19 protein-coding genes and 2 pseudogenes are annotated in these 22043 nt (G+C 39.5%); 5 read left to right on the top strand and 16 right to left on the bottom strand.

The window, feature by feature from the left end; genetic code table 11:
* Genes FHS68_RS07365 through FHS68_RS07345 form a run of 5 tightly spaced genes read left to right on the top strand, consistent with a single transcriptional unit; the run spans window position 1 to window position 5549 of the window.
* Window positions 1-1671, top strand: a complete 1671-nt coding sequence (locus tag FHS68_RS07365; protein ID WP_167268562.1) for a site-specific DNA-methyltransferase — start codon at window positions 1-3, stop codon at window positions 1669-1671.
* An 11-nt stretch (window positions 1672-1682) separates the two neighbouring features.
* On the top strand, window positions 1683-4352 hold the full coding sequence (locus FHS68_RS07360) for a DEAD/DEAH box helicase (RefSeq protein ID WP_167268559.1): 2670 nt from the start codon (window positions 1683-1685) through the stop codon (window positions 4350-4352).
* A gap of 2 nt (window positions 4353-4354) precedes the next feature.
* Entirely contained in the window at window positions 4355-4900 is a 546-nt protein-coding gene (locus tag FHS68_RS07355) for a hypothetical protein (RefSeq protein WP_167268557.1), read from the top strand.
* 41 nt (window positions 4901-4941) lie between these two features.
* The gene (locus FHS68_RS07350) at window positions 4942-5130 is read left to right on the top strand and encodes a hypothetical protein (protein ID WP_167268555.1); all 189 of its coding nucleotides are present in this window, start codon (window positions 4942-4944) and stop codon (window positions 5128-5130) included.
* A complete protein-coding gene (locus FHS68_RS07345; RefSeq protein ID WP_167268553.1) occupies window positions 5127-5549 on the top strand; it encodes a protein-export chaperone SecB in 423 nt (140 codons plus the stop codon). Before FHS68_RS07350 ends, FHS68_RS07345 begins: the two co-directional genes overlap by 4 nt.
* Before the next feature lie 20 nt (window positions 5550-5569).
* Here FHS68_RS07345 and FHS68_RS07340 read toward each other — a convergent pair.
* The 16 genes and pseudogenes from FHS68_RS07340 to FHS68_RS07265 form a co-directional block, all read right to left on the bottom strand.
* Window positions 5570-6076: pseudogene (locus FHS68_RS07340) on the bottom strand (type II restriction enzyme NmeDI-related protein); the annotation flags it as partial.
* A gap of 126 nt (window positions 6077-6202) precedes the next feature.
* Window positions 6203-6670 (bottom strand): EVE domain-containing protein, encoded by a 468-nt coding sequence (locus tag FHS68_RS07335; RefSeq protein ID WP_167268549.1) that lies wholly within the window; start codon window positions 6668-6670, stop codon window positions 6203-6205.
* A 525-nt stretch (window positions 6671-7195) separates the two neighbouring features.
* Window positions 7196-7795 (bottom strand): adenylyl-sulfate kinase, encoded by a 600-nt coding sequence (gene cysC, locus FHS68_RS07330; protein ID WP_167268547.1) that lies wholly within the window; start codon window positions 7793-7795, stop codon window positions 7196-7198.
* A gap of 157 nt (window positions 7796-7952) precedes the next feature.
* On the bottom strand, window positions 7953-8648 hold the full coding sequence (locus FHS68_RS07325) for a 4'-phosphopantetheinyl transferase family protein (RefSeq protein WP_167268544.1): 696 nt from the start codon (window positions 8646-8648) through the stop codon (window positions 7953-7955).
* On the bottom strand, window positions 8639-9361 hold the full coding sequence (locus FHS68_RS07320; protein ID WP_167268542.1) for a glycosyltransferase family 9 protein: 723 nt from the start codon (window positions 9359-9361) through the stop codon (window positions 8639-8641). Before FHS68_RS07320 ends, FHS68_RS07325 begins: the two co-directional genes overlap by 10 nt.
* Entirely contained in the window at window positions 9354-10421 is a 1068-nt protein-coding gene (locus FHS68_RS07315) for a glycosyltransferase family 9 protein (RefSeq protein ID WP_167268540.1), read from the bottom strand. The genes FHS68_RS07320 and FHS68_RS07315 overlap by 8 nt, the downstream gene beginning before the upstream one ends.
* Window positions 10396-11301 (bottom strand): DUF4915 domain-containing protein, encoded by a 906-nt coding sequence (locus tag FHS68_RS07310; RefSeq protein ID WP_167268538.1) that lies wholly within the window; start codon window positions 11299-11301, stop codon window positions 10396-10398. Before FHS68_RS07310 ends, FHS68_RS07315 begins: the two co-directional genes overlap by 26 nt.
* Before the next feature lie 78 nt (window positions 11302-11379).
* Window positions 11380-12786, bottom strand: a complete 1407-nt coding sequence (locus tag FHS68_RS07305) for a MaoC/PaaZ C-terminal domain-containing protein (protein WP_167268536.1) — start codon at window positions 12784-12786, stop codon at window positions 11380-11382.
* A 42-nt stretch (window positions 12787-12828) separates the two neighbouring features.
* The gene (locus FHS68_RS07300) at window positions 12829-13980 is read right to left on the bottom strand and encodes a glycosyltransferase family 4 protein (protein WP_167268535.1); all 1152 of its coding nucleotides are present in this window, start codon (window positions 13978-13980) and stop codon (window positions 12829-12831) included.
* A 1-nt stretch (window position 13981) separates the two neighbouring features.
* Window positions 13982-15292, bottom strand: a complete 1311-nt coding sequence (locus FHS68_RS07295) for a nucleotide disphospho-sugar-binding domain-containing protein (RefSeq protein ID WP_167268533.1) — start codon at window positions 15290-15292, stop codon at window positions 13982-13984.
* Complete coding sequence (locus FHS68_RS07290; protein ID WP_167268531.1) at window positions 15289-17334, bottom strand: hypothetical protein; 2046 nt, start codon at window positions 17332-17334, stop codon at window positions 15289-15291. Before FHS68_RS07290 ends, FHS68_RS07295 begins: the two co-directional genes overlap by 4 nt.
* A gap of 5 nt (window positions 17335-17339) precedes the next feature.
* Window positions 17340-18104: a glycosyltransferase family A protein gene (locus FHS68_RS07285; RefSeq protein WP_167268529.1), complete on the bottom strand. Its 765-nt coding sequence runs from the start codon at window positions 18102-18104 to the stop codon at window positions 17340-17342.
* Between the two features lie 131 nt (window positions 18105-18235).
* On the bottom strand, window positions 18236-18943 hold the full coding sequence (locus tag FHS68_RS07280; RefSeq protein ID WP_167268527.1) for a class I SAM-dependent methyltransferase: 708 nt from the start codon (window positions 18941-18943) through the stop codon (window positions 18236-18238).
* A gap of 704 nt (window positions 18944-19647) precedes the next feature.
* Window positions 19648-20205 (bottom strand): annotated as a pseudogene (locus tag FHS68_RS07275) (antirestriction protein ArdA).
* 266 nt (window positions 20206-20471) lie between these two features.
* A complete protein-coding gene (locus FHS68_RS07270) occupies window positions 20472-21317 on the bottom strand; it encodes a relaxase/mobilization nuclease domain-containing protein (protein WP_167268525.1) in 846 nt (281 codons plus the stop codon).
* Window positions 21314-21976: a plasmid mobilization protein gene (locus FHS68_RS07265; protein WP_167268523.1), complete on the bottom strand. Its 663-nt coding sequence runs from the start codon at window positions 21974-21976 to the stop codon at window positions 21314-21316. The genes FHS68_RS07270 and FHS68_RS07265 overlap by 4 nt, the downstream gene beginning before the upstream one ends.
* Between the last annotated feature and the right edge of the window lie 67 nt (window positions 21977-22043).

The raw sequence follows: 22043 nt of genomic DNA, 5'->3' as shown, positions 1-22043 counted from the left end.
ATGGCCAAATTACCCTTACAAAAATTAGAACTTACCTGGATAGGAAAAGGCGAAGAGCCAAAGCTTGAACCACGCATACTTATAGAGAATCCTGAATATAGCTATGGTGACCCGGATATTGGAAATATGCTGATCCATGGTGATAATTTGCTGGCTTTGAAGGCCTTGGAGCAGGATTATACCGGAAAGGTAAAATGCATTTATATTGATCCGCCGTACAACGTTGGAGCCGCCTTTGAGCATTACGACGATAATTTGGAGCATTCCACTTGGCTAAACCTAATTGCTCCGAGGATTAGACTTCTATGGGCTTTGCTCCACAAGGATCATGGTTCGATGTGGGTTTCGATCGACGATAAAGAAATGCCGTATTTGCGCATTTTGATGGATGAAATTTGTGGACGGAAAAACTTCATAGCTTGTAATGTTTGGCAAAAGAGATATTCAAGAGAGAATAGAGAAGCTATTGGTGATGTACATGAGTACATTCTCGTTTATTCTAAAAACCCCCAAGTTTTTAAAGAAATGCGGAATAAAATTATTCCCACTGGAAAACAGACGGCTGTTTATCGTAATCCTAATAACGACCCAAGAGGCCCTTGGAGACCTATTCCTCTGACAGCCCAGGAGGGTCATGCGACTGCTTCGCAGTACTACGAGATTGTGACTCCTTCCGGGAAAATACATCGCCCTCCACAAGGCAGGTGCTGGGGCGTAAGTGAAGATACATATAAGAGATTACTAACAGAGGATCGAATATACTTCGGTAAAAAAGGTGATGCACAGCCTAATCTAATCCGATACCTGTCAGAAGTTGAAGGATTTGCCCCGTGGACTTGGTGGCCAAATGAAGAGGTTGGACATACAGATGAGGCAAAGAAGGAAATTCATCAGTTATTTGGAAAGGAGAAGGCGTTTGATACTCCTAAGCCTGAAAGACTTATTGAAAGGATACTGCATATTGCTAGCAACGAAGGAGATCTAGTTTTGGATAGTTTTTTGGGGACAGGGACCACTCTCGCGGTTGCTCATAAAATGAAAAGAAAGTGGATCGGAATTGAATTTGGGGAACATGCCAAAACTCTATGTTATCCAAGGTTAAAACTTGTCGTAGATGGAGAACAAGGTGGCATCAGTGAAAATGTTGAATGGAAAGGCGGTGGTGGTTTCAAGTTTTATTCACTTGCTCCCACCCTCTTAAACAAAGATAAATTTGATCAGTGGGTTATTAGTAAAGAATATAACGTCAATATGCTGGCTGCTGCTATGGCTAAGCATGAGGGATTCCGTTTCAGTCCTAATGAAACTGTTTATTGGAAACAGGGAACAAGTAGTGAGCAAGATTTTATTTTTACTACAACGCAATTTATCACTATTGAGGCACTAGATCAGATTAAACAAGAAATGCAGGGAGACGAGAATCTGCTAATATGTTGCAAATCTTTCCAGCCGGAATGCATGTATAGGTATCCCAATATTTCTCTCAAAAAAATCCCTCAAATGCTGCTTGGTAAATGTGAATTCGGAAAGGATGACTATCGTCTGAACATAATAGATACCCCCTCCGACGATAAAAAATGTGAGTTACAAAACGAGGAGGATTTCTTGGTTGATGTTCCACAACCGAAAAAAGAGAAAGGCAAATCCGACCAAACAACATTATTTGATTAAGTTATTACAAAATGAATAGTACCTCCACGTATTTAAAACAACGGCTTTCCCTCCGTGAGCCGTTGCAACAGTCATTAGATATCCTGGCCTCGCTGGCCGACGAACTTGAATTACAAAAAGATGTAAGTCTGCCCAGCGAACTTCAAAAAGTTAAAGCACTTTATCCAACTTGTACGGATTTTGAACGAGAGTTCCCCTCACTTGCCTTCTCCATAGCTACTGGTGTAGGTAAAACCAGATTGATGGGTGCATTCATCGCATATCTCTATCTGCAGAAAGGTATTCGCAACTTTTTTGTATTGGCTCCGAATCTCACGATTTACAATAAACTGATTGAAGACTTTGGAAATCCGGCTTTTCATAAATATGTGTTTGCCGGAATATCTGAATTTGTGCACAATAAGCCCGTGATTATTACGGGTGATAATTATGCGCAACAAGGCGCATTATTTGGAGATCAGGAGATCAGGATTAATATTTTTAACATCTCGAAGTTCAATTCAGAAACCAGAGGAAATAACAAAGGTGGCGAAAGTCTTGCTCCAAGAATAAAAAGGCTTTCCGAGTACTTGGGGCAATCCTACTGGTCATATCTGTCAGGGTTAGATAATCTTGTGATCCTGATGGACGAGGCACATCGATACCATGCCGATTCTTCGGCGAAAGCAATTAATGAACTCAAACCAGTCTTAGGTCTTGAACTAACAGCCACTCCGATTGATGAAAAGGGAAAGCCGTTTAAAAATGTGGTTTATGAATACTCACTTGCGCAGGCGCTGACAGATGGAAAATATGTCAAGAATCCGTCCATAGCCAGACGTAAGAACTTCGATCATAAAGGCATTGATGAAAAACAGTTGGAAATTATAAAGCTTGAAGATGCGATTAGCGTTCATCAAGATACCAAAACTGAACTGGAAGCTTATTCCTTAAACGAGGGCGTCAAAAGTGTTAAACCTTTCATATTAGTAGTTTGTAAGGACACTACTCATGCAAGAGAAATATTCGAATTGCTAAATTCTGATGATTTTTTTGATGGAAAGTATACAGGCAAGGTTTTACAGATAGATTCAACAACGAAAAAAGACGGAGGTATTGAAGAGCAATTTTTAACACTGGAAAGCCCTGATAACGAGATTGAAATTGTGATCCACGTTAACATGCTGAAAGAAGGATGGGACGTAACCAATTTGTACACGATTGTACCGCTACGTGCGGCAAATGCCGATATTTTGGTAGAGCAAACCATAGGAAGAGGATTACGACTGCCATTTGAGGGAAAGCGTACAGGCGTAGAGAAGTTAGATAAACTTACTGTTATTGCGCACGAAAATTTCGATGCCATTATTAGCGCTGCCAAGAATCCAAATTCGATATTAAACAAAGTAAACTTTGTCGAGATACCAGAAGAAGACCTTCTGACAAAAACGGAGGTGGTCTCTTCTAAACCTGTAACAGAAGTTCGGTTTGAATTAGAGCAGGCTAAGGTAAATCAACTGACCGATCTGCATCGAAAGCAGGCTTTGCAGAACAATCTAGATGCAAAGCGAGCCATTATCAATGTTCTTCCCGACTTCAATTCTATTCCCGGAGTAGCCAAAGTCGCTGATCTAAATAATGAAGAGGTCAAGCAAAGAGTACTTCGTAAGATTCATGAGAACCTTAATCAAGGTCAGACGAATATTTTTGCCGCTCAAATCTTTGCGGAGGCCGAAACCACCTATAATGCGATGGTAACGGAATATCAAAATAATATTATTGAAATTCCCAGAATGGTACTTACCCAAAGTGATGCTGAAATATCATTCGCAGACTTTGGACTTGATACGAAAGAGTTTACCTATCAAGCTTTGGATCAAGAGATTATCCGCATGGGATTGAAAGACAATTTGGTAGACGTTGTAGCTGCTCAATCAAGTGGGCACTACGGTGACCCAATTGAGCTTATCATATCCGAATTGCTCAACTATTCAGATATTGACTACGACGAAAATTCTGAGTTGTTGCGTAAACTAGCTGCGGAAGCTTACGAGGCATTAAAGGCAAATTTGACCGAAGTCAATAAAATCAACAATGTCGTTTTCCAATTTAAACGAGCCATCGCGGAGAAGATTTACAAGCAAATGAAACAGAATTACACTGTTTCTCAGCCAGATTACATTGCGCCTAATGTGCTCTCATTTACCAAAATTGAGTCGTGGAATTTCTCAGCTTTAATTAATGCAGGCACCAGGGATTACCGTGAAATCATCAAACCGATTAATCTCATTCCCAAGTTCGTGTATCGCGGGTTTGAAAAGGCGGGTCATTTAGAGTACAAATTTGATTCGAAAACCGAGCAGGATCTTGCTTATGTACTTGAAAATGACAAAGATGTATTGAAGTGGCTGCGTCCGGCGCCTAACCAGTTCAGAATATATTGGGATAACAACTCTAAAAAATATGAACCCGATTTCGTAGTTGAGACAGCTGATCATATTTTTCTGTTAGAAACCAAAATGTCCTCACAACTTGAAGACAGGGATGTTCTGGCCAAGCGACAAGCTGCTGAAAAATATTGCGGCTATGCCACTGAGTACGCATTAATACATGGAAAAAAACCCTGGAAGTACGTTATCATTCCTCACAATCATGTAATGAGAACTACTGGCTTCAACTTTTTAACTGCTCAATTCTCGTAAGAATGATTGTAACTGCCTACCAGACATTAGAAGATAAGGACAACCTTGACGAGATAGAAACAGAAGGGCCATTCAAGTGCACAAGAAGTGACGCATGGCTTGGATATGGATTTTACTTTTGGGACACTAATATGAAATGGGCGATTGCGTGGGGAGAAAATTCTTACACAAGGAGAGGAAAAGGTTATGTTGTCGGGCGCTGCGAAGTAGATTTGAGCAATAGGTGTTTCGATCTGCATGGTAATGTTGCGCATCAGTTGGAATTAAAGGAGATCATCGAAGTCTTAAAGAGAAGTGGTAAGTTCAGAACAGGTAATCGATTGATACTATCTAGTATTCTCGAATTCTTAAAAAATGAAGGCCTTTTTGAATATAAATCGATTCGCATCGGTGATAATAACGATCCTCTAAAAATACATTTTACTGAGCGCAGAGGGGAATTCATGGTTATAAACCAAAGAGTACATATTTGCGTTATAGAACGGAAGGATGTAATTTTGCATCCTTTCAGTATAGTCTATCCTGAAAGAAGTAGTTTAGCAATATGAAATCAGAAATGGCAAAAAAACTGAAAGAACTTCTGGACAATATGTCTCAAGACGAATTTGACCAGAAATGGGCTGCCGTGGACGCCTTGGACCAAAAAGGGCCATCTGCGGATGAAGTTTTAGAATACCTTTCTCTTTCGTATGATACGACGGTTCAATACGATCTTTCAGTCGTTGAGAGAAATACATCGGGCTATTCGTTAGAATTTAACTTCTCACTTGCAGCGTGAAAGAAGAAAATGTTGAGGCAAAAATTCAGTTTGTAAATTTCGTGGTAAACGAAAGTCACATTGTTTTTAATGAACCTGGCAAGCACAAAATCACCATTAAGTTTACTCCCAAAGGGTTGGTTTTAAAAGAGTTAAGTCAGTTCCAACTAAACCTTGGTGTTAATATCTTAGACGAAGGCCATAAGTTTAATATAAACTTAGAGACAACATCAATCTTCAAATATCCAGAAGATGCCAATCTACAAGAATACATCGATGGTTACTTTATTTTGAATGCTCCTGCGATTGTATTCCCCTACCTAAGAGCCTACATATCAAGCCTTACTGTTTTATCAGGAATGCCAGCTCTGATCTTGCCTACTTTAAATCTATCTAGTTTAGGAGAAGAGCTAAGGGATGCGATTCAGGTTGTTGATTAATACTCAAACTTTTTACGACGCTATTCCGCCCGCTCCTGATACTCATCCAGCACCTTATCATTCATATATTCAAGCCTTTTCTCCAAATACAGTTCTGTAACCGCCTCATAGGAAATAAAAGTACAAGACTCTTTCAAAGGCCCTTTCTCTAAAAGCGCGAAAACAGGCCGGGAGATTTCTTGCAGCACCTTTTCGCGCCGCTCGGCTGGGGCTACGATGTGGGCTTTGATGTCGAGATTGGGCTGCAAGGCCATCAGATCGGCCATTCGGAGGATGCCGGAGTAAATTGAAGTCGTATGTTCCACTTCAAAAGCACGGACGATCGACCGGCCTTTGATCCAGAGAACATCATATTTTTCAATGGTTCGAAGCGTGATGGTATCATAATTCAATGGCAGCGTGGTAAGGAGTGAGTCGGTTTCTGGTTTCCAAACCGCCAGGACTCTTTGCCTGTCGCTTTTCGGCAGCCAGATTTTCAACTTCATTCTTTCGCCAATTCTGGATAGCATTGCCTGAACCCGGATCGACTCGCGAACATCATCTTTTCAGACTTCGGAGAAAATTCCTGCTCTTCCTTCGTCGGTACCGACACTTCGACTTCCTTACTTTCCTGCGTTTTGACGGTCAACGTGACCAGCTTCCGATTATCACTTTCACTGAGCGGAAAACGCTTTGGGAGTTGATAGTTGTCTTTTTAAATAGGATTCGATCCAATTCCCATCCTCCTCTTCAAAACGGCGTAAGTTTCCCCGCACCATATTGGTCCATGCAGTGCTCTTTTTGGGTAAGTTTTTGGTAAAAGAAAGGCTGGTCCAACATTCCTCATCATCTACCGGAAGCGCCTGATCGAGCGAGAGCCATACGATTTCTTTAACCGGGAACCGCAGTGTATAAATGTCCTCTGAGCTATAAACCGGCGTGTTGCTGATGAAGTAGTCGCCCGTAACTTCCAGGATGCCAACCCAGCGAGACAATTTGGTCACATAAGCAATGAGCTTATCACCTTTTTTGATGGCATTTGCCTGCGTTTTTTGCGACTCAAGAAATCCGGAAATCGATCGCTCGGTTTCGGTGAATGTCTGGTAGGTGTCGGGAGAGAAGAGGGTGATGTAGTAGGCCATTTGCGTTTTCAAAAGAACAAGATAGCAGCAAATGGAGGATTTGGCAACTACCCATGCTGCCGATGAGCAATCCGGAAAATGGGCTTTGTAAGAAACGAAATCAACTAGAAGCGGTTATGGGAATTTTTAGTTGTCTTGGTGAAGCCTAAAAATCAAAAAAGCCCCGTTTAAACGGGGCTTTTTTGATCAGACATCATTTGCAGAGAGAGAGGGATTCGAACGGCATCTATAAGAATCTGACCGCCAACACTTTAATCTTTTCTCTATTCTTGCTCCATGATTTCCGCAATCGGAAAAACCCTGAAAAGCGCGATAAAATTAACTTACTGATTATCAATATAATCAATTCTTTGCCAAGGTAAAGTTAATTCATAGGTTTTTGAATTCAAACGTCCGCGTATGGTTTATAGAAATCTCCACCAAATTGGCCAAAATAAAATAGTTTCCAATCCTAAAACAGTATTCTTGATCCTTGATCACTTTTTATTTGTGCCTACAAACAGAGCAATTGAAGGCCTAAGCAAATTAATATTTATAGCGAATCCGCATCTCAAACGCTTGAATGATTTTTGCCAATGACTCTTCTCCTGTTTCAATTCCTGTATCTACTTGGATATCAAACTGTTTGGGGGGCTCATATGGCGCTGTTATTCCTCTGAAATGTTGTATACTGCCATTTCTTGCCTTTTTATAGAGTCCTTTGACATCTCGCTTTTCACAGACTAGTAAATCGCAATAAACATATACTAAAAAAAATCGATCACTGCCAACTACAGCTTGGACCGCAAGTCTATCATCCCCGTAGGGTGAAATAGTTGCACAAATTACAATAAGACCAGCGTTCAACATAAGGCTAGCAACTTCACCTAGGCGCCTAATATTCTCTTTCCGATCATCCGGCGTAAATCCTAAATCACTACACAATCCATTTCTCAAATTGTCACCGTCCAATACAACTGTCTTGAATCCCTCGTGAAACAGATAATGTTCTAAACCATAAGCCAATGTACTTTTGCCAGAACCTGACAACCCAGTTAGCCATAGTAATATAGGCTCCTGCATCATCACTTCCTTTTTTTCTTGAAAAGATACCAAAGATCTATTTTCTAAATTGCCGCCATTCATGAGAACACAAAAGTCAATTCAATATTGAGTTCAGACAGTTTAAAATACGCAAAAACACAGATGTGATAGATATAAAGGCCACAATAAATATGTCTGAACAGGTGTATCATAAAAGATTAATGATCGGTACTTTCGAATATTACAAAACAACTAATACTTAACCAACATACCATGTGATAGCACTGACATAATTTTTAAGTTGAAAATCTAGATCCCTGGTGATTGCTCGTCCAGTGCTGCCTGAATTGATCAAAAATAAGTCCACTTCGATATTTGGGGAAAGTGATGCCATAATTTTTGGCATCGGGTAGCTCAATCCCTTACCAAGATATTTAAGCACTGATTCCTTGCGTGACCAAATTCTGTAAAAGGCTTTATTCTGGTCGTGAAGAGGCAATTTAGAGAATTCTGACATTTCTTGTTTATCCAAAATATTGTGTAACATTCTGTAAAATAAGATATTGCCACCAGTAAATTGTATGTCGATCCCAAGTTCGACCTCGCCAATAGCAAGAATAAAGTAATCCCCTGAGTGAGAAAGATTAAATTTTTTGGATTCCGCGCTTGGTGATGTTAAACAGCTAAACCGAGGTTTTCCATCACTTGAATAAGAAAAATCAAGAGAATTATTATCTAGTTGGAAATTGCAACATATGATTTTTCGTAGCAAACCTCTCGAAGCGATATACGCATATTTTGCTTCTTTGCTTTTAATCAGATCTAGCCTCAGTAGTTCATCTTCTGATAGTAGTTTATGAAAATCTACGAGATTACTACTCTTTATTTCTGAAAATCTAGTAAGATAAATATCGATTTCAGCCAACGAAAGTATGGGGGACAAAATCATCGGCATGGCATCTGTAATTCGGTATAAGTTTCAATCTGGCCGAGTATCTTATGAAAATTATTCAAAAAGCAAGGTATTGATTCAACTTCTACATAAGCTTTTTTCGCATGTGTTACTTTTAGATAATTGGAAGTTAGCCTATTTCTGATGAGCACTATGGGAATTCCAACACTATGACATAGATGAGAGACTCCACTATCAATTCCGATGAAGAAGTCGCTTGATGCTGCAATTTTAATATTCTCTTCTAAGGACATATGATCACCTAGACGAATAGCTTCAAACTTTAGGTAGGTCAACTTTTCCACAAGCAATTCGGCCTCGCCGGGTTGACAAGATGTCGGACCAAATGTACTTGGAGATAGGTGATAAACGATTCTCTTTCTACATTGTTGCTGCCGCCACGTAACCCTGGTGGGAAGATACGGCCGAGCAAACATCGTTCTCCATGGAACAATAAATTTAGGTTGATAGCCCCGTTGAGAAAAGAAATACGTTGAATCGCTAGGTGACATTATGGCGACATCCGCAGGCTGCCGAGTATAGATAATTTGCGGTATGGATGTATCAAATTGAGCGATAATCTTTAATATGCGAGGATCGACCGTCTCTAAAAAAACTTCTTTGGTCTTTCCCTCCGTTGCAAAGAAACTAGCGGTCGCCCAACAATCGCCAAACCCGCCACCAAATGTTGTAAAAACAGAAGTTTTATTACCCATTGTAATCACCGAATTTGGTAGTACTCCCAAAGTTCTCCAATAGTGAAACCGCAGAAGTAACCACTGAATCTAGATTAAAATTATCTCTACAGTCCAAACATTCAATGCACTGCCGTAAATAGCAACATTTACACTTCAAAAGGGTTTCAATTTTTATGCCTCTATCATAGCAATCTATCTCGCTACTAGAAGTCGGACCAAACAAAGCTATAAATGGTTTAGCCTGGGTATTGGCCAAATGCAATGGCAAGCTGTCTGTTGTTATCAACAAATCAGATATAGATATAATCGTGGCTAGCTCAGAGATCGAGCTAGCACCCAAACAACATGATTCACTGGACATTTTCGCTTGTATGTCCAATAACATCACCTCTTCATTAATACCACCTAAAACTATAATATTACATAGAATTCTTTGTTTAATATAGTCAACCAGCGTTAACACCTGTTCCGGAGTGAACGGCTTTCTTGCCCATTTATTACTTCCACCCATAAATATGCATATAACTGGAACGGTCGTGTTGCTAAAACAGCTTTCCAACCTTCTTTCAATAGCGGATTTTTCAAAGGCTCCGACGTTAAAAACAGGTCGATATATAGGATAAGATACAGCTAAGCATTCATATAAGATCTCCAGATACGACCTTTTATTAGCCCGCTTGATCAAATTTATTTCTTCCAACGAGTGACCCTTGAAAAGAGCAACCAAACTCATTGAAAACCAATCAGTCATATCCGTCGTGTAGTTTAGCTGACCATTCAAATCGATGTAAACACCCGAGAATTTTTTGGTATCTAGTTTGGTAGCGAGGCTGGCGGTAATTGTGTCCTCCTCTAGCGAGATAACCCAATCGTATTTCTCCGAAAGTATTGCGTCAGGATATAGATCTATGGAATAAACACTTTTAATTGAGATGTTATGCTCTAATAGTAACACAGAGTCACCCCTCGCAATCCAAATTATCTCACAGTTAGGATATTGCTGGAATAAACTTGTGGCTAACGGCGTGGTTCTCAACACGTCACCAAGTGCCTCACATTTTAGAATTACAATTCTCATATTTTCCAAATGTTTCGACAAAAAGACCCGTTAGTTCTAAGAAAGTGTTTAAATCCAATAATTGCAGTTGGTAAAGATCTGTACCGGGCAATTCAACTTCGTGAACAACTTCCCAACTATCCAGAGATACGACAATTAGTCTAGCATTCATATATTTGTTAAACTCTCTTGTGGGCGTGACTCCGATGTAAACCAAAGTTTTAGATACCTGCAATCCTCTTGTCCATCCATCTAGAAACAATGATCTTAGAACTATACCATCTTTGGATATTTCCATCAAAGTCCCGTCGCCTGAATTGCAAATCAACCAAGTGTTATTTGCAGTTAACAGGGGCGAGTGCGGGCAATGTAAATTAGTAATAACTGGACGCTCTTCCAAAATTGAATATACGACTCCTGTACCAACACAACTATTCTCCCACCCTCTAAAATGCGAGGAAGTAGTAAATGCTGAGACATATAAATTTTCGCCTGACGAATATAGACAATTAAGATGCCAGGAATCGGGATCTCCCGAAGGTGCCCAAAATACTTCAAAATTACCCAAACTATCTATCTTGAATACAGAGTTATTTCGAGTACCAACCAACAATACTTGATCCCCGGTGACCAAAATATCGTGCGGACCATTTATTTCTTCAAATATCTTTACAGTGTGACGCCTTTCCTCAAAAAAATGCACTTTTGGATAAAATACATCATTTTTTCGTGCTACTTCGCAAACCACCCACTTGTCCCGCACTATAGAAATCCCCCGCACCGATCTAGTAAATAATTGTAACATTGTACGATCCCTAATAGAATAGATAAAAATGCCTGATGGATTAGATGGCTCATAAAACGTCATCAATAAATGGGTATCTTCTAAAAAATCTTCCATTCGTATTAACTAATTAATGTCGACTAGCAATTCAAAATTTCCAATTCTCCCAAATGTCATTAAAAAAGTAGCTTATATTTAAAACTTATCGATTTTTATTACACATTTACATCCGATTTTGGTTGTGCAAATTGTTTCGAGAACGACCATTGCGGCGCGTGTGACGTCCGGCAAATTCATAATACCACCGATAAACGCTGTTCTATCTGAGGAATAAATTGGCAATCTCAAAATTACCAACCCTGCATTTGGCAAATTGCTTAGGTAGTCCATTAGAATATTTTCGCAGCGCAACTTTAAATTCGTATATCGAATATTCCAAGAAGAGTTTGAATTGATCAATGCTGTTGAGACGTAAATGATGTTACCGCGCCATTCTTCATAAATATTGTGAAGTGCCTTAAGTGGCGCGAGTGACATTTTTATTGCCTGCTCTTCCGACTCAAGGCTATCATCTAATAATGAAAATTCAGGAAATGCTGTTAAGACTATGTTTGTCGTTCTTGAAAATTGCTCTTTGAGTAGATATATCTCGGTTTCTAGACTTTCTTGATTTGAGCAATCTACTTGCCTCATAGTGATATTTAGCTTGTTTACTCTACCGACATGCCGTATCATATCTGCGGACTTTGAGCTGGTTTTATAAAACCCAATTGTTGTTGCACCTGACTTTGCGGCAATTATGGTTAAGCTAGCTCCTAAGCCTCGACTGGCTCCTAAAACTATAAATTCTCCATTCAACTGCTTATTAAGAAAGGGATAGTTTTCATAAAGTACATGACGTCGTACCGGTGCTGATATTGCTTTGTAGTGGCCAGAGGCGATTATATTACTATCACATAGAGAAACGAAGGCTACCTTTTGATAGGCTCCGATTCCATTATTATCAAATAGACTAATTTTTAATTGCTTAGTTGATGTTAAGGCCTTTATATGTAGTCTAAAATCTCGCAATATGCTGCTTTTACCAGGATAAATCATTCCCGAAAGGTAACTTATCAGACATATCATCTCTAGCCATACCGTAAGACCCGCAGATGGCGTTTGAATAAGAAAGGGTGTCAGTTGACTTATTATATTTGGCGGAAATTTTATATTTCGATAAGTATGATTATTATCCGCCATTTGAGTTGTGGAAGAAATATGTGTATTGAGGAATAGGCAAATTTCTCTTTGAGATCGAACAGTAACTTGCTTCTTTTGCGGCAACCATTCAACAGTATACCATAGGCAAGGGAAAATAGGGTGTAAGAACTCGACTTCAACAACTTCAAATGCAACGTTGCTTATTCTTGAAACCCACTGCATTATAATAAGACTTACAAGTCCACCTGGTACTATTGTATCATGAAAGCCCAACTTTTTGGCCGATTCGATGTCTAGATGTATCGGGTTTTCATCACCGCTTATACTTGCAAATATGTCTAAATCCTCCTGATTAAACAAAATTGCACCTGTCGTTTCAGAGACATACTTGAGGTTCATGTTCTATCAATCTTTTAAGCTATACAAACAGGACTTTAAAGCCTAAATCTTTATAATATTCTGAATATTTTCTAGGGTGCATGAATTGTGATATTGCCGAGCAAGAAGTTTTGATTCTTCAGCAATTTCTAAATATTGATGCTCGTCAGATGCTAAAAGGGTAATGGCTTTTGTCCAGGGCTCAACGTCTTGTTTAGGAACAATCGGTATCGGAATGCCTCTTTCGTCTAAGGCTCGTTCATAATGAAATATTTCATTTACTTCGAAAAGAAATCGAGAGCCGCATTTTGCTTCAACCAAACCACCAACCGAACTCGCCAATACGGGCCGACCAGCAAGCATAGATTCAACTGCAATACATCCAAATGCTTCATCCCAAAGAGAAGGAACTAATAGTATATCTATATCCTCAAAGAAATCACATGGATTAGCAAAGGACTCGGCTAACTCAATGTTATGCAAGAATGCAATTTTGTTTAGGTCAGTGGTGGTTGTAGCCCAACCAGGAACGACTTTAAATAGCACATTTGGTAAAGATCGGGCCAATTCTAATAAAATATCGACTCCTTTTATGAGGCTTGGATTTACCATCCCACACACAAGAGTAGAGCACCTTTTAGCCCTAATTGGCAATTTTAGAAGTTGATCGGCGTATGGCAAAGGAACATTAAGTTTTATTGCATTAACAGTAAACCAATTTTTTAAATAGTTTCGCATATAATCGCTATGAACGTATACTTTGAAACATCGCCTTACTAAACTAACACTACCAATATGACTATATGGTAAACGTTCCCCCCAACATAGATCCCAAGTACATCTAGGCATATAGATGATCGGAATTTGGAAACTTAGCACAGTCTTTAAAATTATATGTCCATGATCCGTTCCTGAAACAACAATGGTATCAGGTCGCCAAGTCTGAATTTGTTTAACACACTCAGCGCGGAACAATCGACCCTGTTTTTCACAACCGTTGCTAACCCGAATCAAATCGTAAGATGCCTGCCCTTTCTCTTCATTACATTTACTTGCTGCAAATGCCTCATCTCTATCATCCCCGAAATTTGGAATTACCACAATACATTTATGTCCATCTTTTGCAATAATCTCCATTATTTGGCGATCACATTTACTTCCGCCACCCCTAGCGAGGACAAATGGCCCATAGTGAACAAACAATATCTTTTTCATTTTATAACTTGCTCAAACCATTGTGAAGCCGCAATTTATACTTAGATAATAATATTTTTCTTTGGGTCGGTGTCAAAGTTCTCAATCTGTCCAGCATTAACAGCTGGTCAAAATTGTCTTCGTAGGACGACGGGGCTTGATTGGAGTGTGCGCGAACGTGGTGGCTCTCCAACAATTCAATGATTCGACTTATCGGATCATTGGAAATTACATCCGAAGCATAAAATTCGTGTTCCTTCGTAATCTCACGTGAATCCATTAGTTTGTCTATTGCCGATGAAATTCTATCTTGTAACCAGTCTGATTTATCCAACGCGATACCAAGTTTAAGATCCTGCACAATCTTCCCATTTTGGGGTCTGTCACCACCATCTGCTAAAATTAACTGTGGTATTGCCTGAGCAATGCACTGGCCAATGGTTCCCATACCGCCATGATGTATAACTAAGCTGCTCCTGGCAATGTTATTAAAAAGACTATCAACCTCACTAATGTGACAACCGAACTCCTTGATAGGGAAAGATTCCCATATTTGTTTTTTAGCAATAACTTTAAAGTGTTTTCTGGCAGTTAAGCATGCCCGAATTGCAGTTTCGAAAAAATGTTTTCCAGCAAAAGTAGCAGACCCACCAGTTATCAAAATTTCATTTTTAACCTCTGAATCATTTTTTAATGCTATTGACCTATTCTCAGGAAGTATAAATCCAACATGGTAGGTGATAGACATAGCTGCATGCGCTTGTGAAAACCAATTTGGCCACGTGGCAATGAAGCAATTTACTTTATGCCACCACAGTCCATAGTCCCCAATTTCCGGTAAATTAAATTCTTGTCGGATTCCCGTAATCGCAGAATGAAGCTGAGATGAAAGCAACATCTCAAGGTAGGAAAATGCAGTAAAGTGATTAGGATACGTAACTATTGAAAAAATTGGAAGGTTAAGGTATTCTGCAGCAATTCGTGCGGATATACCAGGAGCATCATTCATTATAATCACACTTTGACATTTTTCTGACAACCGAATAATTAAATTTATTTCCTCAGATACCATTGGCAAGTAAAAATCTCGATAGATATTTGCTATTGTGCGCGGATGATTTAGCTCGTCTACCCTAGACAAATAGTTTTCATATTCTATTTCTGTGTCTATCGGATAAGAGACGATGTTTAGCTTATCAAAATGCTTACAATGTGATGCGTTTGTAATCGCCACGACATTATATCCCTTGCTATGCAGTTCACAACCTAGTCTCAAAAAAGGAACAATGTTTCCGTAACTTCCAATTGCTGTCAATATATATTTGATAGTCATAAAGTAGAAATTGTATCATTCAATTCTTCGAGTGGTATTTGCAATAATGTCAAACATTCAATTAAAACGGCTATTTCTGTAATTGAAAAAGTCGATTCAAATACTGAATAGGCAGGAATCGATATCTTGAATTCATCTTCGATTATGGATATAAAAGCCATAGCAAATAAGGAATCGCGTACTTCGTTGAAAAGGTCACTATCTGGCTGAATAGTGTTAGGGCCTCCATTTGTGACCCACAAATTAAAGACTATCTTTTCTAGCTTACTCCAACTTACAGGTATGTTTGATTCCGCAAAGATGCTAGCCATCCTGAGCGAACTTTTATATACCTTATCAAAAGAAGATAGATCCGAGAGTTGACGTGCAACCCATAATGCTTTATTATCAATCCTGCCAAAATTGGTACCATCAACTCTATGCATTTTACCTTTGCGATCGGAATCTAACGACGTTTCTAGATCATTTATAGTGCGCAATTCAAAGTTTCTTATATCCATGGGCTTAAAAAGTTCCTTCGAACAGCGAAAATCAACAGCGTCAATTAGTTCAAAGGTATTAGTTAGCCATGCACCCATTTTTGTATTTCGCTCCGTAGGCTTAAACCTCACTACAATTTGTCTAAAGTCTAATTCACCTTCATCCTCAATCACGTGAGATAAGAAAACATGCTCAAGACCTTTATAAAGCATTCGGCAACTCATTGCCATTTTTTCAACGATGAAATAATGATCTTTGATAGAATAAAAAATGTACCCAACTAATCCATAATCTCCGAATTTATCGGTTGCAGTCAATACCCTGACAGCGTTGTTTTCTTGCTGTATCCATCTGAGTACAAAGTCATCGGTTATTGAAGAAAATCCATTATTCCACTGTCTGGCTCGATGCGACAATTCGACAACCCTAGGAATATCCTCGAGTTCTAGTTTTGAAACATTCCATTTTAGCCCGAGAATCTTATGGAGATCTTCTTTAGGGTGCATTTCAATAAATGCATTGCGACTAATTTGCTCACTATGATTCAAACTTCTTTGGTAACTATCATTATAAGAACTATGGCTGTTATCGAACCCCCATACCCAATCCGTCTCCAACAGATCTAACACCTTAGAAGAGTCTTCAGGAATGCAGATACACGTTACCTGAGGCAGATTCTGCTGAATGTCATAACACTCTCGAATGTCATTATCAATAACCATAACGTTTCCTAAATCAATAGCGAGTCGAGTAGCCTGATTCTGTATGGCTTCCGGCTTTGAAACCACATTAAAGGATGATGCTAGAAAATCATCGAAATCAACCGGTAACTTCAGTGTGGAAAAGGACTCTACAACATCGGATTTTCGAGACTTTGTACAAATGGACAGGATAACTCCATCCGATTGTCTCCGTTTCAAATACTGAAGGATTCTCCGACTTGAATCTGTGGTACAGAGCACATCACCTTCAATAGCGTTACCCATCCAAAGAGTGTCATCACAATCTGTAATAATTAGTTTGTATGGACTTTTCTGTTGGTGCCAGATATACCTCACGAAATCTAACGATGCTAATGCCAATAATTCAGGCGAAAATGGACAACCCAAAGCATGCAATCCTAACAAAAATTTATTATTGACTGAACAGTACCCAGATATTTGATCTATGGCTTTATATCTGATCCAACTTAGCATAAGCATGGTTTCCACAGAATTTTTCAAAAGAATTGTTTCTGTATTTTCTTCCGGTACAGGGAAAGAATAGATACTAAAACTTGCATAATTTACTTCTGCTTTTAGGTTTTCAGCAAAAGCAGCTATGGCTCCACATTCAATTTCACATTCTCGCAAAGAATCAAAAGATGACCAATCGATTAAAATACACACGTGAGAGTCGTCAACTATATTAAAATAACTCATCTCGAAAAAGGAACGGCAATAGACGTCATCAACAGGTCCTGCACCAATATAGCTACTATCGATTAGCCATTGCACCGCAGTCTTAAAAGAACTAGCTTGGAAATTAGTGAAAATGAATACGTTTTGTGCTGGACTTATCATATTAATCAAGGTTTATATGGCCCTTGTGATTGATGATTTTGAGGAATGCTATTGTATAGAACAATTTGACTTGGGTTGAGAAATATTCGATCGCATCCAAAGTTTCGAAGATTATTATGTAATTCTACATGCTCGCAATCTGGTCCCGAGTAATTCATAAACGGTAAACAGGTACTGTTATAAATAGCCAAGCCACCAAAGCATGACCATAATGGTATGAGCGCCGATCCCTTTGCCCACATTAACCGATTAATTATTGCATTTTCATGAGACTCTACTCTACCTTTTTCCCTGAATGCCCACGCGTCGAAATGTACTATTTCACTCACCTTAGATTTCCTAAAAAATAATCCTTGCGAACCTATAACATCCCAATTACTATGACTAAATGAATGGCATATACCCTGTATACTCCAGCCAATCTCAATATCGGTATCTAATACAATTAATACATCGAAGTCGTGACATTCACCCGATACTGCCTTCAGATACATATTTCTGTGAAAAGCAAGCATAGACGCACGTGTGTTGTCTTTTATTTGCTTGAATCTTGGGTGCCCAAAAGTATTGCAAATTACTTTCACTCTTTGGTTTTCACTCGCCCATGCTTTGAGAATACTAGGAGTTTGGTCTATTGAGTCATTCTCGACGATATAAACTCTGTAATCAAGAAACAAACTACCAAGAGTTTCAATAAACAGTTTTGTTCCGGGTAACATATCTTGTACATCACGAGCTAGTCCACATATGGCTACTCTAAGTTGACTCATTTTTGAACTTCCAACTTCTATCCGCTTGCAATAGGTACTTTCGCTACTTCCTAAAACTGGAAAGATCGATTCTGGAAACATGTACGAGATCATCTGAAAATGGGCGGTAAATTTGAGATATGAACGTCAAATTAGAGTTTGTTACAAATTATAATCTCGTGTCCAACAATCCAACGATCAAACTGTATTCGAGAAAAATAATCAGGCAATATATTTTCTAAAAATCTTTGAGTAAATATCCAAATATGTTCTGGTGCAATGAAGTCTCTTTCCCTGAATAACCCATCAGACATTATGATTGGGCTCATAAGGATGAGTTTTCCTCCATACTTAAGGAGTCTTTTGCAAGTTGAAAGGAATGATGAATGATCCTCAATATGTTCGAAGACATCCATTGCAATTATGTGGTCAAAATAGTTATCTTGAAAGCTTTCCATGCATTCTGGAAAATACCCGTTCATTACAATTCCAGCATTTTCTGATATTCTTTTTATATCCTCATTATACATTTTGTCTGGTTCGATACCTATCATCTTGTGACCTCTATCACGTAATTGACCCATTAATATGCCTGGGGCACACCCTATCTCCAAAATGTTTCCTTTATTATTAACTAATCCAAGAACCTTGTCGATTTTGGAGATAGTATTATTTTCTGAGTAACTCGTTAAATTGATTATTTGCTCATCTATTGTACTTCGGCCATTTTTATGACTCCAGTAGTTGTTTTCATAGAGATGTTCAGCAGATAGCGGATCTTTACTATGGTAGGTTCCGCACAAAATACATATTTCATAACCCGCCTTCTCGGATTCTTGAAACTGATGAAAATGCTCCATTTTAGTAACTTTTAATAGTTCTCAATTTCGGACTACACGCTAACTACTTGGTAAGTTATGTATCAAAAAAATATCTTGTGAATAGCTAGCACTCGTAGTGCCTATGCCCACTCCTATCATCTGTCGATTGCGCTTATAAATAAAAGAAACCCACCAATCACACTGAAATTATTCGGTTCGACATACCATTTCCAGATGGTATCTTATTACGAAATAATACTCAGATTAGAGATTGGAAATCAGAACATTCCTTATTGTAAAGTATTGCACTTATACGTCTGTACACGAGCAACCCCACATAACAGAAAGCACTTAGCAATATTCCATAATAAAGCATATCACTAGGCAAAATATACTAATGATTGATCTTAGATTTTATTAACCGGTAATTTTATACCCTTCGATAGAGATTATACTTCGTTGCATACCAATAATAGCAGATTTCAACACTCGGATGATCTCTGCGCGTAAGAAGTTTTTCACTACAGTTTTGCGAACTCAGTTACATACGAAAAAAATTCAGTGTTGAGCGAGGGATTAGAACGGAAAGGGCAATCGCCTATCAACCAACTAGTTTAGGCGCCAAACTGCTCACTAATCCATGAATTACGCCTCAGCTTGATTTTGACTTATTACCTGCCAACACAATTAGCTATTTACCAAGGAGATAACCGACTTTTAGCCGGTTATCTCCTTGGTAAAATTTAGTAATCAGCAAACACATGCCCATCTAGTTCTGAATACCCTTCCAAAAACAAATCCCGAGCGAAAGCCTCATAATCAAAATATCGTTCAAGTACCGAAGGTGCATCAGCGAACATTCCAGTTTCATCAATGTACTTACAAGCATACTCTATCTTCGCATCCTTCATCGATCCTCCAAAGTACCCGCGGTAGCCCTCCTGAAAACTCTCGAGTTGTTCGCCTAGTGCTTTACCATTCCGGGGCCAGCTGCTGATCTGTTCGCAGTAAATTTTGAAAGCTTCCGCTGTATCATCATCCATCTCGTCCGATGCCTGAAAGTATTGAAATACGCTATCATCCAAACTGCATTCCGAAATCAAAAAGTCCGGAATGTTTTCCCAGTCCTGAAACATAAGCTCTGGATCAAATTCATTCCTATGTTATTCATAACAATCCTGGTAAAACTCTTTTGTCTCAGCGTAGTCAGTCAAATCAAACCATTTCCCAAAGAGTGAACCGCTGTTGTACGTTCCGTAAGTGCCTACATAGATTTTTGGAGCATTTTCTGATTGTTTCATGATTGAAAGTCTTTAAAGTGGCAAGCGCCCCAGCTCTGTGCTCAGGGCAATCGCCTTCTCCACTCGAAGAAAAAGTGACGGGGCTTCGCCCCTTGGGTGCAAAGTCGGGAGGCGGTTTAAGAAGCGGCGATAGCCGTGGTAAATAGCCGGAGACTTTGCAGCCGTCACTTTTTACTTCGTAACTTTCGTTGCACTGACTGACAAGTGTGCGCGTGATTTTGAACTCAGGAAAACATATTGTCGTCTGTTTCCGTATTTGACGTTCGTTAGATACTCAGTCCTTGTCGTTTCCGCCGAGACTTCTTCTTCCGTTTTATAGGCACAAAAGCTTGCGACATCTCCATACCCATTCGCTGTTCAAGATTCTGCAATGAGTAGTCTTTCCCCAAATCAGAACCTTTCACTTTCATCCGATTTTGCATATTGAAAAAAGTTACACCTCTTCCTATATACGTCTTGAATCCGTGCGTTTGCATTTGCCTTCCGAACTCATCGATTGAAGATGCTTTTGCTAATACTTGGTCAACCAAAGTCTGGAGGTTGATGATTGCTGTATCCTGCCTTGGTGCTTGCTGCTTTCCTTTTTGATTCAAGCTCATGTCAGAAGTTATAGTTAGTCCAAGTTCCAATTCCATTCGTCTTGAGAATTCGCCCGTCCGCGCATAGTTCTTAAAATGATCGGCGGTGTTTTTGCCGTTGTAGTTGATCCGGTTTGCGACAATATGAATGTGCTTATGCTTCGTGTCGTTATGCTTGAAGGCAAGCATTTGATTCTCCGCAAAACCAAATTCCTTTGCAAACTCTACGACCAAGTTGGTGAGCTTCTCTGTGGACGGATCTTCCCCTGGGGGAAAGCTGAACGATTGATGCCAAACATATTTATTGAGATTTCTGTTTTTGTCCCTGTTATCCAGCATTTGCTTGGCTAGATAATCCAAGTCCAGCCTTCCGTCCTGCATTGTATTTATGCCAAGATGCTGAATGTAAATAAGCTCTCCCCGAACGTCGTCAATCGTAACTTCTTTCAATTGTTTTGCTGTCAACTCCTTTTCGTAATAACAGTAGCTCAATATTCCCTTCGCGAAGTTTCCCAAACCCACTTTCCCTATCATAAGTCTAAACGTTTAAGCATTGCCGTGACCTTCTCTTCAATGATCCTATGCACTTGATCGGGATGATCCGACACATCCGACTTCCATACCCGAACCTGTCCGGTCAGCTCACTGGGCTGATAGTAGCTCTCATACTTTGCCAGTAGCTCTTGTGCATTACGAAAGATGTTTTCAGTTGTTTTAAGAATGCTTGTCTTGTTTTGAGATTCTGGCAGGATCCTCTGAATGTATAGCGTCAGCTGGTGCATCCACTCCTGCACATTGTTGAGCGTCTTATGAAATGTCCTGATCTCAAAATCTTCAAATATCCAGAGCGTGATGATCTGCGAAAGTAAGCGCAGGTGCTGACTACTCTGCATCCATTGCCGACTTTGCATCTGATGGTCTTTCGTTTTCAAAACCGCAAGCGACAGAATGCCGCTGAGCTGTTCGAGCGTCCGGATCATCTCCGCCGTTCGGGCGGGCAACGTTTTCTTTTGTGGCCGTTTGATTGGCGTGTCAAGTACCAATGTCAAAAAGAATTGGCTTGCTGAAAGTCCGCTCTTTTCAATTAGCTGGTTGATCTTGATTTTTTCGTCTTTGGTAACCCATACAGAAAAGTGATCCCTTCGCACAACCTTCTCCTCTTTCGGTGGTCTTCCTTTCATTTTGCTTTCCATAATGTCTGCGATTTAAGCTATGAGCCGCGAGGCGAATAGCAGGGGTCCAGGGGTTTTCCCATGGCCA

It is taken from the genome of Dyadobacter arcticus, assembly GCF_011762185.1.
GTDB lineage: Bacteria > Bacteroidota > Bacteroidia > Cytophagales > Spirosomataceae > Dyadobacter > Dyadobacter arcticus.
Note: the sequence above shows the minus strand (reverse complement) of the source record. Positions and strands in the feature narration are given on the sequence as shown.

Coding starts and splice junctions, on each gene's coding strand:
- FHS68_RS07290 (WP_167268531.1), bottom strand. CDS start 17,334: ATGATAAGTCCAGCACAAAACGTATTCATTTTCACTAATTTCCAAGCT.
- FHS68_RS07325 (WP_167268544.1), bottom strand. CDS start 8,648: ATGCCGATGATTTTGTCCCCCATACTTTCGTTGGCTGAAATCGATATT.
- cysC (WP_167268547.1), bottom strand. CDS start 7,795: ATGAATGGCGGCAATTTAGAAAATAGATCTTTGGTATCTTTTCAAGAA.
- FHS68_RS07300 (WP_167268535.1), bottom strand. CDS start 13,980: ATGAAAAAGATATTGTTTGTTCACTATGGGCCATTTGTCCTCGCTAGG.
- FHS68_RS07265 (WP_167268523.1), bottom strand. CDS start 21,976: ATGGAAAGCAAAATGAAAGGAAGACCACCGAAAGAGGAGAAGGTTGTG.
- FHS68_RS07305 (WP_167268536.1), bottom strand. CDS start 12,786: ATGAACCTCAAGTATGTCTCTGAAACGACAGGTGCAATTTTGTTTAAT.
- FHS68_RS07350 (WP_167268555.1), top strand. CDS start 4,942: ATGTCTCAAGACGAATTTGACCAGAAATGGGCTGCCGTGGACGCCTTG.
- FHS68_RS07315 (WP_167268540.1), bottom strand. CDS start 10,421: ATGAGAATTGTAATTCTAAAATGTGAGGCACTTGGTGACGTGTTGAGA.
- FHS68_RS07310 (WP_167268538.1), bottom strand. CDS start 11,301: ATGGAAGATTTTTTAGAAGATACCCATTTATTGATGACGTTTTATGAG.
- FHS68_RS07335 (WP_167268549.1), bottom strand. CDS start 6,670: ATGGCCTACTACATCACCCTCTTCTCTCCCGACACCTACCAGACATTC.
- FHS68_RS07355 (WP_167268557.1), top strand. CDS start 4,355: ATGATTGTAACTGCCTACCAGACATTAGAAGATAAGGACAACCTTGAC.
- FHS68_RS07285 (WP_167268529.1), bottom strand. CDS start 18,104: ATGAGTCAACTTAGAGTAGCCATATGTGGACTAGCTCGTGATGTACAA.
- FHS68_RS07320 (WP_167268542.1), bottom strand. CDS start 9,361: ATGGGTAATAAAACTTCTGTTTTTACAACATTTGGTGGCGGGTTTGGC.
- FHS68_RS07360 (WP_167268559.1), top strand. CDS start 1,683: ATGAATAGTACCTCCACGTATTTAAAACAACGGCTTTCCCTCCGTGAG.
- FHS68_RS07280 (WP_167268527.1), bottom strand. CDS start 18,943: ATGGAGCATTTTCATCAGTTTCAAGAATCCGAGAAGGCGGGTTATGAA.
- FHS68_RS07365 (WP_167268562.1), top strand. CDS start 1: ATGGCCAAATTACCCTTACAAAAATTAGAACTTACCTGGATAGGAAAA.
- FHS68_RS07295 (WP_167268533.1), bottom strand. CDS start 15,292: ATGACTATCAAATATATATTGACAGCAATTGGAAGTTACGGAAACATT.
- FHS68_RS07270 (WP_167268525.1), bottom strand. CDS start 21,317: ATGATAGGGAAAGTGGGTTTGGGAAACTTCGCGAAGGGAATATTGAGC.